Below are 15,362 nucleotides of genomic sequence, written 5' to 3' on the forward strand. Positions count from 1 at the left end.
TTTTATTCCTTTATGATATATTTGTGATAATTCAAACAAGTAATTTAATTATAAGGTTTTTTAATGAGCAAAATTATCCCTATAGACGAAGAATATTTTTTTGACGGAAACGTCATAATCTCTCAAACAGATTTAAAAGGTGTTATAACCTACGCAAACAAACTTTTTTGCAGTGTTTCTGGATATAAAGCCCAAGAACTTATAGGACAACCTCACAATATACTCAGACATCCGGATATGCCCCGTGCTGTATTTGCGAAAATGTGGGAAACTATTCAGGGTGGACAAGCATGGAATGGTCTTGTCAAAAACCTGAGAAAAGATGGTCTTTACTACTGGGTAGATACTGAAATTTTGCCGATTAGAGATGAAGATGAAAATATAACGGGATATATTGCCGCTAGAAAAGCAGCATCTCGTAAAGATATTCAAGAGACGGAAGAAACATACAAAAAAATGCTTGAAACAGAGTAAAAAGGGATAGATATGCTGATTTATAATTTTCAAAAAGAATTTTTAGGTATTGATGAAAAAGATTTACATACCTTAGGTTATAAAGATTTGGCCGAGCTGCGGACAGAAGTTACTGATTTTGCCGACTTATTTGTTAAAACACCGGGTTACATACATAATTTTCAACATGTACATTGGATTGATTTTATTACATGTGCAGAATCCAATGAAGAGTCTAAAGTCATTATTAATGCAAATTCAAAAAGCTACAGAGCTATTATTACCATTACAAATGCTTACCTTGTGGATAATCCTAGTCAAAAAGCCTATTTGGTTCATCTTAACAATTTACGAGCATTAACGATCCAAGAGTATGATAATATTTCAGGTGATATTATACAAAAACCAATTCCTGAAGTAGCTCCTAAAACAGTACAAACTATTACACCGAAAAAAGAAGAAAATATAGTTATACAAGATGAGTATGACATTCCATTGAGCGTAGAAGAAGACCTTGATCAAATGCTTGATATCGGTGACTTAAGCATGGAAACACAAGTACCAGAAAAACCTGTAGAAAAAGTAAAAGAACCGGTCCTGGAGACAGAACCTCAATTACATGTAACACCCCAAAAAGAATACGTTGCTCCAAAACAAGCACTTGAGGAACAACCAAAGAGTACATATGTCTTTGATCCGCACATCGCATCCAAAGAACTTGGTTTACCACTTGATTTAATCGAAGAGTTTATACAAGATTTTATTGACCAGGCAAATGATTTTAAAAATGGGCTTTATACAGCACTTGATGAGGGAGATATAAACAATGTTAAAATCCTCTCACACAAATTAAAAGGAGTGGCTGCAAACCTACGTATAGAAGACGCTTATGAAGTACTCTCAATTGTCAATGCCGCTTCCGATGCAGATGTTATAAAAACAAATTTGGATAACTTTTACAATATCATAGCAAGACTCTCAGGCGAAGAGACAGCCATACCAATTAAAGATGAAGAAGTACCTCAAAAGATTGAAATACCTGAACTTTCAGATGATGAATTCATAGCTCCCGATGATGAAAAGCTTGAAATTATGCCAGAAGAGCCGGAAGAACTTTTGGAATTCAAAGAAGAAGAAATAGCAGAAGAAACTCCACTGGAGATTCAAGAAAAAGAAGCTGAGCCTACTTTAGAATTTAAAGAAGAACCGGAGATTGAAGCTAAACTGGAGATCGAAGCTGAACCGGAGCCAGCACTGGAAATTGAAACTCAAAGTGAAGAAAAATATTCTAAAGAAAAAATTGCCAATGAAATAGGCTTGGATTTAGAAAGTTTTAATGAACTCTTTGAAGACTTTGTTAAAGAAGCACATACTATATTTACAAAAATCAATGAGGCTGTTTCTACCAATGATTATGAAACATCAAAGCGACAGGCTTTAAAACTAAAAGGTATGAGTGACAACATGAGAATGCATGCCTTTACCAATGAGCTTGAAACACTTATACATTCTACAGACAAAGATGCTATTGCGCAAGCTGTCACACAGATAGACAATGTACTTACAACAATTTCAAAAGAAGAGGATTAATCGATGCAGATAGGCTTAAAAAATAGACTTCGACTTATTAGTTTATTACCAATTATTATTTTAATTTCCATTACGAGTTATTTTGTTTATGACTCATATGAAAATTATAAAGCAGCTCAACTTCTTCAAGATAAACTCTCAACAAACAGGGAACTCAACAACCTCCTAAGAAATGTATCTCGAGAAAGAGGTATGACGGTAATGTACCTTGGTAACTCATCACCAAACACATTAAAATCTCTTTTAAAACAGAGAAAAATAGTTGACCAACAAGAAGCACTCTATTTTCAGCGCTTAAAAGCACAAGCTGAAAAAGACGTCATATTGGCACAGGCGATGCAAAGTATAAAACACTCTAGAACATTAGTTGACACCCATCAAGCTGATTTTGAGGATATATACAGCAAAATATATGGCAAAACAGAGCAATTAATCATTAAAAAACTTGAAACTGTTACATCAAATCAGCTTGACAGTAAAATCAACACTTATGCCTCCGTCTATATCTCATTAGTCCATGCAAATGCATATACTGCAGATGAACGTGATTTCATCTCTTACACTCTTGCGCGTTCAACAGAAATGGATGAAGAAGAAATCAATAAATGGCTCTCTCTAATAGCAAAAGCTGATGCTATTAATTATTATAATATTAAACACAAGACACTTGAAACAAAACTCAATGAATTGTTTAAAAATGATGATGCTCTTGAGCTCTTTGATGATCTAAATACCGAACGTGCTGCTATCTTAATTACAGCTTCTAGTGGAGAGTATGAAACAAATCCAGGTGTGTGGTTTGCTATGCTCTCTGAAAAAAGTAATCTCATTTCAGAAGGAGAAAATGCAGTTTTAAGTACTATGGACAAGAGAGCAGTTCAAGTAAAAACTGAAGCTTTACAATTTTTGACTATTACATTAACTATTTGGCTGGTCTCAATCATATTGGCAATTTTAGGTTTTCTACTTTCAAATGAAATTGCCAAAAATATCCAAAATCTTGAAAATGTTCTTAAAAGAGTTGCCGAAGATACTAATGAAAGTGACAAAGCTATTGATATTAACCTTCATACTGCAAAAGGAACTGAAGAAGCCTACAGTCTTCTTGAGAAAATCATTGAACAGACAAAACAGGATAAAGAAGCTGCACAAGAGGCAAGTGAAGCAAAATCAATGTTCTTGGCAAATATGTCACACGAAATCCGAACACCGCTCAACGGAATTGTTGGATTTACAGAATTACTTAAAGATACAGGGCTTAAAGAAGAGCAACAAGAATTTGTTGAAATTATTGAAAAATCTTCAGAGAATCTACTTGAAATTATAAATAATATTCTTGACCTTTCAAAAATTGAGAGTAATAAACTTGAAATTGAAGATGTTATATTTAATCCGATTGAAGAGTTTGAAAGTGCTGTTGATGTTTATGCCGTTCGTGCAAGTGAAAAGCACATTGATTTGGGATGTTTTATTGACCCTGAACTTGAACAACCTCTCAAAGGTGATCCAACGAAAATTAAAGAAGTTGTCATCAACCTGCTCTCAAATGCTGTTAAGTTTACTAGTAGTTCTGGTGCTATCAACGTTGATATTAGAAAACTGCAATCACCGCAAGAAGGTACAACTCGTGTAAAATTTGAAGTACAAGACAGCGGTATTGGCGTTACCAGTGAACAAAAATCTAGAATTTTTGAAGCTTTTTCACAAGCAGATACATCAATTACGCGTAAATACGGTGGTACAGGTCTTGGACTTACTATTTCTGCACGTTTTATTGAACTTATGGGTGGACAACTTGACCTTCACAGTGAACCGGGAGAAGGAACAACTTTCTTCTTTACACTTGATTTTGAAGAGATAGAAACTGTTAGTGAAACTTCAAAAGGAAGCTATTCGGGAATCAATGCCCTAATCTTAGAATCTACACATAAAACAAAAAGACAAGATATTTACCTCAAAGAGTATCTTGATTTTTATGGTGTAAGTTATACGACTTTCAAAGACACCAATGAACTTGAAACGTTGCAAAGACAGATAAGCTATGACCTGCTGTTTATTGATTATGAGTACGCAAATGAAGAAGAGCTAAAAGCATACAGCAGTTTAGGGCAAAAAATGATTTTACTCACAAAATCTTACTTTATGCGAAAAATTGATGCTATGGGTATTGAAATATTCAAAACCATATACGAACCATTAAATAACACTAAATTAAAAGTAGCACTTGAAAATTATCAGAGTGAAAATTTTACCGCACCAAAAATAAAAACAACTTCACATAAAGTTTTTACAGCAGGTTCCTCTAAATTTGCTGCAAAAGTACTTGTTGCAGAAGATAATATCATTAACCAAAAACTTATCAAACGTACACTTGAAGATTTAGGTTTAAGCGTTGACATAGCCTCAAATGGGCTTGAAGCTTTTCAAAAACGAAAAGACCATAATTATGATTTAATTTTTATGGATATTCAAATGCCATTCCTCGACGGGACAGAAGCTACCCAAGAAATTCTTGAATATGAGGAAGTATACAACCAGCCTCATGTTCCTATTATTGCACTTACAGCCAATGCACTCAAGGGTGATCGTGAAAGATTTTTAAGAGCAGGACTTGATGAGTATACAACCAAACCGCTTGTACGTGAAGAAATTATAACACTGCTTAATCATTTTCTCGCAGATCACATCGTAGATGTAAAGGAGCAAGAAGAAGCTGTACAACAAGTACCTACAGCAGCCGAGGTTCCAGAGATCCAGCCAATTCAAGAGCAAGAACAAACAGTAGAAGAAAATCCGGCAGAATATAAAGCCGATATTTTACTGGCTAAGAAAAGTCCTTTTGAAACAAAACTCTTTACAAGAATTCTTGATTCATTGGGCTATAGCTATGAAGTTACAAACAATATAAATGACTTACAAAAGAAAATTGAAGATGAGAGTTATAAGCTTATACTGTTTGATAAAGAGTGTGAAACACTTGATTTAGAAGATTTTGCACAGTTGGTTAAATCAAGTAGTGACAAAAGAAAACTTCCTACTCATTTAGTATTAATTATTGACCCAGCGATGCCTGAGAATGAAAATGATGTGCAACATGTGGATGAGACTATTAAAAATGTCATAAACAAAGACTTGCTTAGACTTGTTATAGAAAAATTTATTTAAGGAGATATATATGAAAAGAACTGATTTAGTTGTATTAGCCGTTGATGATGACCTCATAAACTTAAAGCTATTAAAATCTATGCTCATGAAGAATGGAAATGTAAAAGAAGTTGTAGAAGCAAAGAACGGTTCGGATGCCATAGGTGTTCTTAAAAGCCGTAATGATATTGATCTGATACTACTAGATATAATTATGCCGATTATGGGTGGAATAGATATGCTTAAAGTGGTACGCGCAGATGATAATTTACGTCAATTACCTATTATAGTCCTTACAACAGATGAAACTAAGAAGGCTGAAGCACTCGAATGTGGAGCAAACGGATTTTTAATGAAACCTATACGTAACGACGACCTGATTGCAAAAATAAAAACGGTCATCGTTTAAAAAGGTAAAAAACAGGTTCTACACAAGAACTTGTTTTAACACTTCTTCCACTCTTTTAACTGGAACAATTTCAAGAGCTTCTTTTACCTCTTTTGGAATATCATCCAAATCTCTTTCATAATTTTTTGCAGGTATTAAAGCTTTTGTCATGTCTGCTTTATATGCAGCTATGAGCTTCTCTTTGAGTCCACCTATTGGTAACACATCTCCAGTGAGTGAAACTTCTCCCGTCATAGCAATATCTGAGCGAACCTTATAAGAGCCAAGTATAGAAGATATTACCGTTACCATCGCTATACCGGCACTTGGTCCGTCTTTTGGTGTTGCACCGTCTGGCACGTGTACATGTAAGTCATAACGCTTGTAAATTTCACTCGGATCTACTTCTATAATCTCTTCTTTTTCTTTAAATGTAAGAGGGATGTTGTCTTGCGAAATTTTTAGTTTCCGCTTGTCTACAAGTGTTTTAACAACGCTCATGGCAATACGTGCCGACTCTTTCATCACATCGCCAAGACTTCCGGTAAGCTGTAAGTTCCCCTTGCCTTTAATGCGGATACTTTCAATTTTTAAAACATCTCCGCCCACAGCAGTCCACGCAAGCCCATTTACTACCCCGACAACAGGAACCTTGTCTGTTTTTTCAATTTCAAATACGCTTTTATCAAAAAAGCTTTTAATGTTTTTAAGTGTCACAGAAACTTTACTGATATCACTGTGTTTAAGAATTTCCATGGCTGCTTTTCTTGCCATTTCAGCTATACGACGACGCAAGTTTCTTACACCCGCTTCACGCGTATAACTGTGAATCAACTCTTTTAATGCCGATTTTGAAATAGTAAGTTCAGACTTTTTCAATCCGTGCTTTTTCAGCTCCTGCGGTAATAAATAACGGCGTGCTATTTCAAATTTTTCCTGCGGTGTATATGAGCTTAATGTAATAAACTCCATTCTATCACGCAAAGGAGCAGGAATACGTCCAACATCATTTGCCGTTGCTATGAAAATAACATTACCCAAATCCAAATCAAAATTCAAATAATAATCACGAAATTCACTGTTTTGTTCAGGGTCTAAAATCTCCAAAAGTGCAGCAGTTGGATCACCTCTTTGAGAACGCGTCACCTTATCAATCTCATCAAGAACTATTACCGGGTTCATCTTTTTGGCATCAATCAACCCTTGTGTAATACGTCCAGGCATAGCCCCTACATATGTACGACGATGTCCGCGAAGCTCATTAACATCTTCAAGCCCGCCAAGAGCTATACGTATTAAAGGGCGCTTAAGCGCTGTGGCTATTGAATTTGCAAGAGAAGTTTTACCCACACCCGGAGGGCCTGAAAAACATAAAATGGCTCCGGCACTTTTTTTAGCCGAAACACCGCGAAGCTCAAGCAGTTCTTTAACTGCAAAGTACTCAACAATTCTCTCTTTTGGTTTTTTCAGTGAAAAGTGGTCTTTGTTGAGTTGTTCTTCAACAGTTTCTATACGCAGAGGTTTTTTAGACAACGCACCAAAAGGAAGGTCCAAAGCCCAGTCAAGATATGTCTGTGTCATAGAAGCATCAGAAGAGTCAGGATGCATACGAGAGAATCTCTCAAGCTGTTTACTTATCTCTTTATAAGCATCTTCACCCATTTTCTTTTTTTTGGCTTCCAGTTTCTTTCTGTATTCTTCTATCTCTTCTTCACGGGATGTATCTGTACCCAATTCTTTTTGAATCTGCTTTAACTGCTCTTTTAAAAAGTACTCTTTATTTACTTTTTCTATATGTGTATGCACTTTGGAACGGATTTCACGTTGAAGTTTATTTGCTTCGATTTCATCAATCAACAAATCAATTAAATCTAAAAATCTTTTTTCGGTATCGGTTTCTATAAAAAGTTTATATGCCTGCTCTTTTTTAAGCTTTATAGTTGAACATATCAGATCGATTATACGGTTATGATCATGGTTTTCTTCTATAGTTCGCAGTAGGTCAGGCGGAAAGTAGTTACTCACAGCAGCCAAAGCTCTTACCTTTTCACGTACAACTTCGAGTATCGCATCAATTTTTAAGGAGTTAACTTCTGTTGCTTGTATAACATCCACATGTGCAATGGTTGGGTCATCAGAGACTTTATATAAAGATTTTGCACGTGCGAGTCCTTGAAAAAGTACTTTTACACGTCCGTCAGGAAGTGAAACTTTTCTCATAATAGAGCCGACCACACCTGCATCATAAAGTGCATCATAATCTCTTTCACCTTCATGTGCAGGTTTTGTCGGGCAGATTATAACCAAAGAGTTGTCTTCTATTGCTTTTGTTGCCGCTTTAATGTTTACTTCATCACTTAAAAACAGCGGTGAAATCATAAACGGGTATAAAAAAAGTTCATCTTCTGCTATCACTGGAATATCAGCAGGAAATTCTCCATAATTGCTTAGTTTCATAAAATAGTATCCTTATGTATTATTTTGTTTTATTCTCATCAAATTTGACTGTGTTTCGAGAGACAACACTGTCTGTGTCTGGAACCATAAAGGCATACCAGCTTGATGTACCGTCACCCTCAAATATTTCTCTATACCATGGTGTGTTTGCACGTTCTATTTCATTCCATTTTATCCACGGTTCCGGTCTGATGGCTCTATAATACGCTGCAGCTTTTGGCTTGTCCAGTCTGACATATAAATCTGCTATTGCCTCATTTAAAGATGCGTCCGCCAGATATAAATTTGTCAGCATTGTATCTACCAAAGAGTAGTACATAGAGTGCGGATAATTTTGTTTGAATGTTTTTGCATCTTTAATTGCCTCTTGTATAAGCACCTGATCACGTCTAGGGTTCGGAAGTGCTTTATACTTGGCTTTTATTTTTAAAAATTCTGCAAACTCTCTTTCATTTGCATTTGCATATCGTCTGACATATTCATTTAAAAAATGTTCTGTTAAAAGATACTCCTCATTATGCATATGTGCAATTGCGAGAATCATAGTCGCTTCGGGTAAAAGAGGTGAACCTATATGCTCACCCTGCAGTGAAGAGTAATAATCATCTGCCTTGTCAATACTACCCGCCGAAATAGACTCTACAATCTTCCCATACCAGTAAACTGCGGGCTTATTGTACTCGTCTACTTCTTTTGTACAGGCACTGAAAAGTAAACTAAATGTAAGTGCCATCAGTAAAATATATATCTGTTTTTTCATAAATTTATTCCTACATGTAAATCTAGTGTTATTTTATCCAAAAGATATATAATAGGCATTAAAGCAAATTAATTTTTATGCTCTAATCAGGCTATGCTTATAGAAAAACTACAAAAACTATTATCAGAAATTGACGAATTTCAATTTACTTATCTTTTTGGCTCTTATGCAAAGGGGAGACTAGAAAGAAATTTGTCATAAAACACTCGATAAGCTAGATGATATTACCAAATATGTAGAGTATGTTAAAAAAAGTTTATAGTTAACTTAGTCCATTCATTTAAGATTTCTTTTTCTAGTATAGTGGTACAATGAAGCAATGTCAAGTAAATATTTAGTGTTGAGCCCACTTTTTGGGTGCACTTTTTTTGCTTCAAAAGGGGTCTGTAATGAAAAAAACTATCTTTATGTTACTCATAATTCCAGTATTAGTCTTTTCCAAAGATCATAGTACTGTGATTGAGAACCCATTCTCCATTGCGTATGGAGGGCAAGGTACAAATATTTATGGAGACTATACTTCAATTGCTTCATCTATTGAATGCATCAAAAATACAGATGGAAGTTGTAATAATGACTACAATGGCAATTTATATGATGCAACTACAAAATATCTTAATAGTGTAGCAACTACCGCAATCCCTTTAAATTCTTCTACAGAAACTTTATCTTTACCAAGTGATATTAATGGTACTGACATCGTATACGCTGGATTATTTTGGCAAGGACATATTGCTGGAACTGATGCTGGCGACTACAGCACTGGTATTGTAGGACGAAATGTTGTTACTATGCAAGATTCATCTGGAACATTACACACTTTAACGGCAGATAAAGTATGGTATCATGATTTTTGGGGTGATGGAACCGGTTATGATGGTGGTTATCGTTCTTTTTATCAAGGCTATAAGGATGTAACAACTATTTTACAAACCTCCTATACAAAAAGCCAAACCAACAACTATACAGTTGGTAACATTAAGGCATCAGTAGGATTTGACAATTATCAATATTTTTGGACAACAGACTCCGAATATAATGGAATTAGAATGGGTTTTTATGGAAACTGGAATTTAGTAGTAGTTTACCGACACCCAAATATAGCTATACTGTCTCCTAGACCAAAGGCTAAAAATATTACAATTTTCCATGGTTTTGATGCTCTTGTACCTTTACCAACTACAACTGCGTCAAGAACAAAATCAATTAATTTAGATTTATCTGGTTTCTTAACTCCTGCATCCACACCTATCTCAGCAAGACTTCTCTTTTATGGAAGTGGTGGTGAAAAATCCTTACATTATGATTCTCTTGAAATTCAAGATAAAAAAACAACTGGTTATATTGATTTATCAAATACAGCCAATCCTGTTGATGATGCATTCAATGGTACTGTTTCAAATTTGGGTGTGCCTATCGATAGCAACATTACATACTATCCCGGATTAGACAGTGACTCATTTGATGTCTCAAGTGCAATGGATACAAAACAAACAACAACAAGCCTGCGCTTAACTGCTCGCTTTATAAACAACAGCGGAGATCAGTTTTTTCCTGGTTTAATAGCATTCTCTACGGACTTATATGAACCTGAATTTTGTTATGATTATGCTTATAAGCAACAAGATAAATATTTTACAGAAGATAATAATGGTACTCAAAACCCAAAAATTTATGGTACAGATATACAAATACACGAACCAATCGAAGTCACTATGTATATCAGAAATCTAGTTGAATCTGACATCGATATTACAAATATGTATGCTAGTGTGTCCGATATCAACACAAGTTTTGCAAGCTATATAAATGATTCAACCAAACTAGCAAAAATAGGAAATCTGACACCAGAACCCATCCCTGACTCAAGCTTCACCGTTGGTTCAGATGCAAATGGTGACTATATCAAAAATATATCAGTTGGAAACGTTAAAGCTAATGAGTATTTTTATCTTTATTATAGTATAGACCCTCTTAAGCCAACTATAGACATGCCAATAAAAATGCAGGTAACTTATGATTTAACAACCGATGGCACAACAATTCCTTACACTTTGACTGTTGGTTCAAACCTAAAAATGTGTTCCACATCAAACTTTGAATACAGACCTGCTAAAGGTATTTTTAATATTGTTCACAATGATTACTATGATTATGACATTGGTGGCAGTAAAAGATACTATAATTTACCAACTCAAGTTACCAAACGAGAGGGCAATTTTAAAGTTCTTTCAATGGATCCTGATAATTTAGATGACTTAAAAGGTGTCTCAACGACAGTTGCGGTTGAGATGATTGATGCCTCTGCTTTTCACGATACTAATGCTTCTTGTAGTGAGTTGAGCAGTTCTATCAGTGAAAGAATATGGGTAGAATTTGATACAAATACATCTTCTACTTTATTTGATAAAGATGCAATCAATGCGGCAATTGGCTATAATAATACAATCACTTCAGCAGCAGAATTTTATGCTAATGCCCGACAAAATGCTGCATTTAGAATCTCTTACCCTATCAGCAATGATGCTAACGGCTCACTTGTACAACTTAGTGATGCTGATGCTAATGGGTATAAAAAAATAGAAAATTATCCTGAAATTGTGCAGGTCGTTGGTGCTTGTTCTCATCCTGTTAAGTACCCGTTAGGGGTAAGTGGCAACATTGGGATAGCAACAACTGCGGCACAAGCATGTGGCAATTCAGGCACCTATATATCACCCCAACAAATTCAATCGTGTATGGAATGTATTTATGGTTACAACACAAAACTGGTATGTTCTAGAGATAATTTTTCAATTAGACCAGAAGCACTTATGATCAAACTCGATGACCAAAATCAAACAAACCCAACAGTTCAAACAAGAATAGATGATACTATTTCTGGACTTGCAATACCAATACCTAAAGTACTTCATCTCTCTTCAGGATATCAATACAACATTGAACTAAATGCCACAAACCATATAAACAATGTTGCATCTGCAGGTTATACAAAAACGTACAACATCGACAACAGCAGCGTCGCTTCATATATATTTGAACCGAGAAGTATTACAACTGCTAATGCAAACTTATTTTGTAATGACACTAATGATACAAATATTACTTTAAGATTTTTAAACGGTGTCGTTGACACAAATACATCTATGGACCAGGTAGGGGAATACAGATTAAAGCTGCGTGACACTTCATGGACAACGGTAGATAGCGACACAGCAACAATGTCACATCACACTGTACCTTATTTTACTGCAAATGCAGACTGCTATAGTAATTCCAGCATTACCCAAAATGTTAATGCAGCTATGAATCCAAATGACATAACTACACTCAATGGTTGTAATATTAGTTCTAATCATATAAACAATGAAGCAAATTTAAAATATAATGACTACAATGTCACATTTCACCCATACAAATTTGACTTAAATGCCACGAATGGAGGGAATCCTATTACCCCGACAATCGGGCTTTTATTTACTCCTGTACCAAACACTACACCTTATATATACATCTCCGACATCAACACGTCACTTGATGAAAATATGTCATATCATTTAAACGGAAGTATTAGTGCATTGGGTGAAAATAATGTCACACTTACAAACTTTGTCGACAAATGTTATGCGACACCTTTAGATATTAATATTTCAACCAGCGACAGAGACTTAAATGACTCAAACGGCAACCACGTTGATTACAGAGTGAGATTCCATGACATCAATTCAAGTAACAAAGTTATAACTGCTTTAGATATAAACGTAACTGATGACAATACGACTTCACATACAAATGACATCTTGATTCAAACTGTACAGACTTCTACAAAAGGCTATTTTCCTAAAAACCTCAACGGTACAATGCAGACACGTTTAAACATGAACTATGTCAGAGAAAAAGATACTACTATTAACCCTACAACCCTGACATTTATAAAATACCAAGTCAATTGTACAAATGCAGCAGCTGACTGTACTTTGAACGCTGATTTGATAAATAACAAAACAACAAAAGGTGCAAAAGATTTAAATGCAACGCTTCCTATCAGACATTATTACGGGCGAACACATGCACCGAGACAGACTATATCGGGCTCAGACGGAAATATTTCTATGTACTATGAAGTTTTTTGCAGCGGGGCTACATGTAACAAAGCTTTACTCCAAGACGGCATAGACTCCAATACAACGGATGATCCGCGATGGTTTATGAACACAAAGCACTCAAATGAGGCAGGAACAGCAGCACAAACTACTACAAAACAAAAAAATGCTGCAAACGTAACTATTACAAGAGAAGCAAATGCAAATCATCCTGATTACATCGGGCTGCATTATAATGAGAACAGCGGTTATCCATACAAAGCAACAATGGAAAACAATGCTTCAGGCTGGCTGATATATAATAAATACAATGCCAATTCGATAACAAATGAATTTCAAGTAGAGTTCATTAAACCGGGTGGTGACTGGGCAGGTGTGCATGAGACAAATGCCACAACAAACAAAAATGCATCTGAAAATACTAACAGGAGACTCATGTGGTAAAAAAATCGGCCTTTACGCTCATTGAGCTTATTTTTGCCATTGTTGTTATTGCTATTACCGTCATCTCTTTACCTATGATGAATCAGGCAATATCTAAAGGAATTGATTCAAATCTTCTGCAAGAAGCCATTTTTGCAGCAGAAACAAAACTCAACGAGGTAATGACAACACAATGGGATGAAGCTTCTATAGATGTGAATGCAAGCTCTGTTATAAGTCAGGTTATTAACCTTGATGGCACATGCGAGAACAACAACTCCAATGAACGCTATAGACTTAAAACAGGTCATATTCTACAGCCTCTGCACAGAAAATGTCTAAATGATTTAACCCAAGCAGAATTAGATTCCAATACAAGTGCCAATGTAGATGCAGTAGAAGATAAAGCCCATGGATATACAAATATATTTTTAAATTTAACGCCCGGTCAAGAGGGCTATAAACAAAACTTTACTTCTGCACTCAGTGTCAGCTATGACCCAGTATTTGATTCAGCAGTAAGACCTAATATGAAAAAAATAACTATTACGGTGAAAGATGAAAATAACGATACGGTTACTTCCTTATTTACATATGTCGCAAACATCGGCGGTATTGACTACTATAAAAGGACATATTAATGAAAAATCGTTTTGCTTTTACCATGATTGAGTTAATATTTGTCATAGTCATCATGGGGATTATCGGAAAATTCGGTGTAGAATTTTTAGCACAGGCCTACAACAGCTTTATATTTTCAAAAATAAACCATGAACTCCAATCAAGTAGTGAAGCAACCGTCGAATTTATAGCAAAACGGCTCGAAGGCAGAATAAAAGACTCTGTTATTGCAAGGCTTGCGGACAACTCTTTTGATGCCATTGGCGATGTCAACAATTCAAAAAACTATGTTGTTTTAGAGTGGGTAGGAAGTGATACTGACGGATATCGCGGCATTTCAGATACCAATGCAACACATCTGCCTGATTGGAGCGGCATAATCGACCTTGATGCCGGTAATGCCGCGGCATTAGTCTCACCTGCTACAGATACCACCAAAATAAATAACCTCATTACAGTACTTTCAGATGGAACTGCCGGAGTGAATAACAGTGCCATCTTCTTTATAGGTGCAAACAGTGATGCACGAACCGGCTATGGATGGGATGGGAATGTAACAATGATTAATGCACAGCAAGGAGCTATGCACCCTGTGCAAAGTGTAGCAGGACAGCCAGATAGGTTTGTCTCATCAACCGGTACAAATTTTAGCGGTGTAGACATTTATGAGTATTACAAGCTCGCATGGACTGCGTATGCTGTTGCTATGGAAAACTACAATGCAGCAACGAACAAAGGTGATTTATATCTTTACCATAATTACCGACCATGGCTAGGTGAAAAGTTTGATGACAATAATGACAGTGCACATAAATCTTTAATTATGCAAAATGTCAGTACTTTTCGTTTTATGGCTATCGGTTCTATTATGAAGATTCAGGTATGCACAAAGACAGATTTAGTAGAGGAGTACTCTTTATGCAAAGAAAAAACAGTATTTTAAAAAGAGACCGTCACCGCTCAGGAATAGCTATGATTATGGCGATTGCCGTCATTGTTATCATTGCAACTATTATGGCTTTAGCTATCAGCCTTACTTCTCAAACAACAAAGCGCACAACAGATGTTTATCTGTATGAGCAGTCCGCGCTGCTTGCACACGGTGCAGCCGAGTATGCGCTTCTACGAATCTCTCAAAATCCTCCCTGTACAGATTTAGATGAGACTTTCACACAAGGCACCCTCTACAATATAACAATTAATCTGCGTTATATTTATGATTCTAATACCTCATGTATTGCAAACGGCGGCACTTTATATACCACAGTCACAACACCTGAACAAAACGGTTCTGTGCTTATGGACATAACTGTAGATGTAAATGATACAACAGTTGCCAGTGAACCTATAAGATATTTTAAAAGAACTCTTCAAAAATTGTAAATTCATACTTTTTATTAAACTTTTAAATGTTATAATTTTT

The 15,362-nt window shown here is 35.6% G+C and carries 10 protein-coding genes; 8 read left to right on the top strand and 2 right to left on the bottom strand.

Going from position 1 to position 15,362, the window contains the following annotated elements:
- Positions 1-63 precede the first annotated feature (63 nt).
- The 4 genes from SAUT_RS09095 to SAUT_RS09110 are packed head-to-tail and all read left to right on the top strand — an operon-like array spanning position 64 to position 5,596.
- A complete protein-coding gene (locus SAUT_RS09095) occupies positions 64-474 on the top strand; it encodes a PAS domain-containing protein (RefSeq protein ID WP_013327589.1) in 411 nt (136 codons plus the stop codon).
- Between the two features lie 12 nt (positions 475-486).
- On the top strand, positions 487-2,043 hold the full coding sequence (locus SAUT_RS09100; RefSeq protein ID WP_013327590.1) for an Hpt domain-containing protein: 1,557 nt from the start codon (positions 487-489) through the stop codon (positions 2,041-2,043).
- 3 nt (positions 2,044-2,046) lie between these two features.
- The gene (locus tag SAUT_RS09105; protein WP_013327591.1) at positions 2,047-5,208 is read left to right on the top strand and encodes an ATP-binding protein; all 3,162 of its coding nucleotides are present in this window, start codon (positions 2,047-2,049) and stop codon (positions 5,206-5,208) included.
- 10 nt (positions 5,209-5,218) lie between these two features.
- Positions 5,219-5,596, top strand: a complete 378-nt coding sequence (locus tag SAUT_RS09110; RefSeq protein ID WP_013327592.1) for a response regulator — start codon at positions 5,219-5,221, stop codon at positions 5,594-5,596.
- Positions 5,597-5,614: 18 nt separating this feature from the next.
- Here SAUT_RS09110 and lon read toward each other — a convergent pair whose 3' ends face one another.
- Complete coding sequence (gene lon / locus SAUT_RS09115) at positions 5,615-8,032, bottom strand: endopeptidase La (RefSeq protein ID WP_013327593.1); 2,418 nt, start codon at positions 8,030-8,032, stop codon at positions 5,615-5,617.
- 19 nt (positions 8,033-8,051) lie between these two features.
- A complete protein-coding gene (locus SAUT_RS09120; RefSeq protein WP_013327594.1) occupies positions 8,052-8,792 on the bottom strand; it encodes an outer membrane protein assembly factor BamD in 741 nt (246 codons plus the stop codon).
- Between the two features lie 389 nt (positions 8,793-9,181).
- Here SAUT_RS09120 and SAUT_RS09125 point away from each other — a divergent pair, with 389 nt between their 5' ends.
- The 4 genes from SAUT_RS09125 to SAUT_RS09140 are packed head-to-tail and all read left to right on the top strand — an operon-like array spanning position 9,182 to position 15,322.
- Positions 9,182-13,339 (top strand): hypothetical protein, encoded by a 4,158-nt coding sequence (locus SAUT_RS09125; protein WP_013327595.1) that lies wholly within the window; start codon positions 9,182-9,184, stop codon positions 13,337-13,339.
- On the top strand, positions 13,333-13,959 hold the full coding sequence (locus SAUT_RS09130; RefSeq protein ID WP_013327596.1) for a type II secretion system protein: 627 nt from the start codon (positions 13,333-13,335) through the stop codon (positions 13,957-13,959). The genes SAUT_RS09125 and SAUT_RS09130 overlap by 7 nt, the downstream gene beginning before the upstream one ends.
- Positions 13,959-14,882 carry a type II secretion system protein gene (locus SAUT_RS09135; RefSeq protein ID WP_013327597.1) on the top strand — a complete coding sequence of 308 codons (924 nt, stop codon included), beginning with the start codon at positions 13,959-13,961 and terminating at the stop codon, positions 14,880-14,882. Before SAUT_RS09130 ends, SAUT_RS09135 begins: the two co-directional genes overlap by 1 nt.
- The gene (locus tag SAUT_RS09140; protein WP_013327598.1) at positions 14,858-15,322 is read left to right on the top strand and encodes a hypothetical protein; all 465 of its coding nucleotides are present in this window, start codon (positions 14,858-14,860) and stop codon (positions 15,320-15,322) included. Before SAUT_RS09135 ends, SAUT_RS09140 begins: the two co-directional genes overlap by 25 nt.
- Positions 15,323-15,362: the final 40 nt, after the last annotated feature.

It is taken from the genome of Sulfurimonas autotrophica DSM 16294, assembly GCF_000147355.1.
Taxonomy (GTDB): domain Bacteria; phylum Campylobacterota; class Campylobacteria; order Campylobacterales; family Sulfurimonadaceae; genus Sulfurimonas; species Sulfurimonas autotrophica.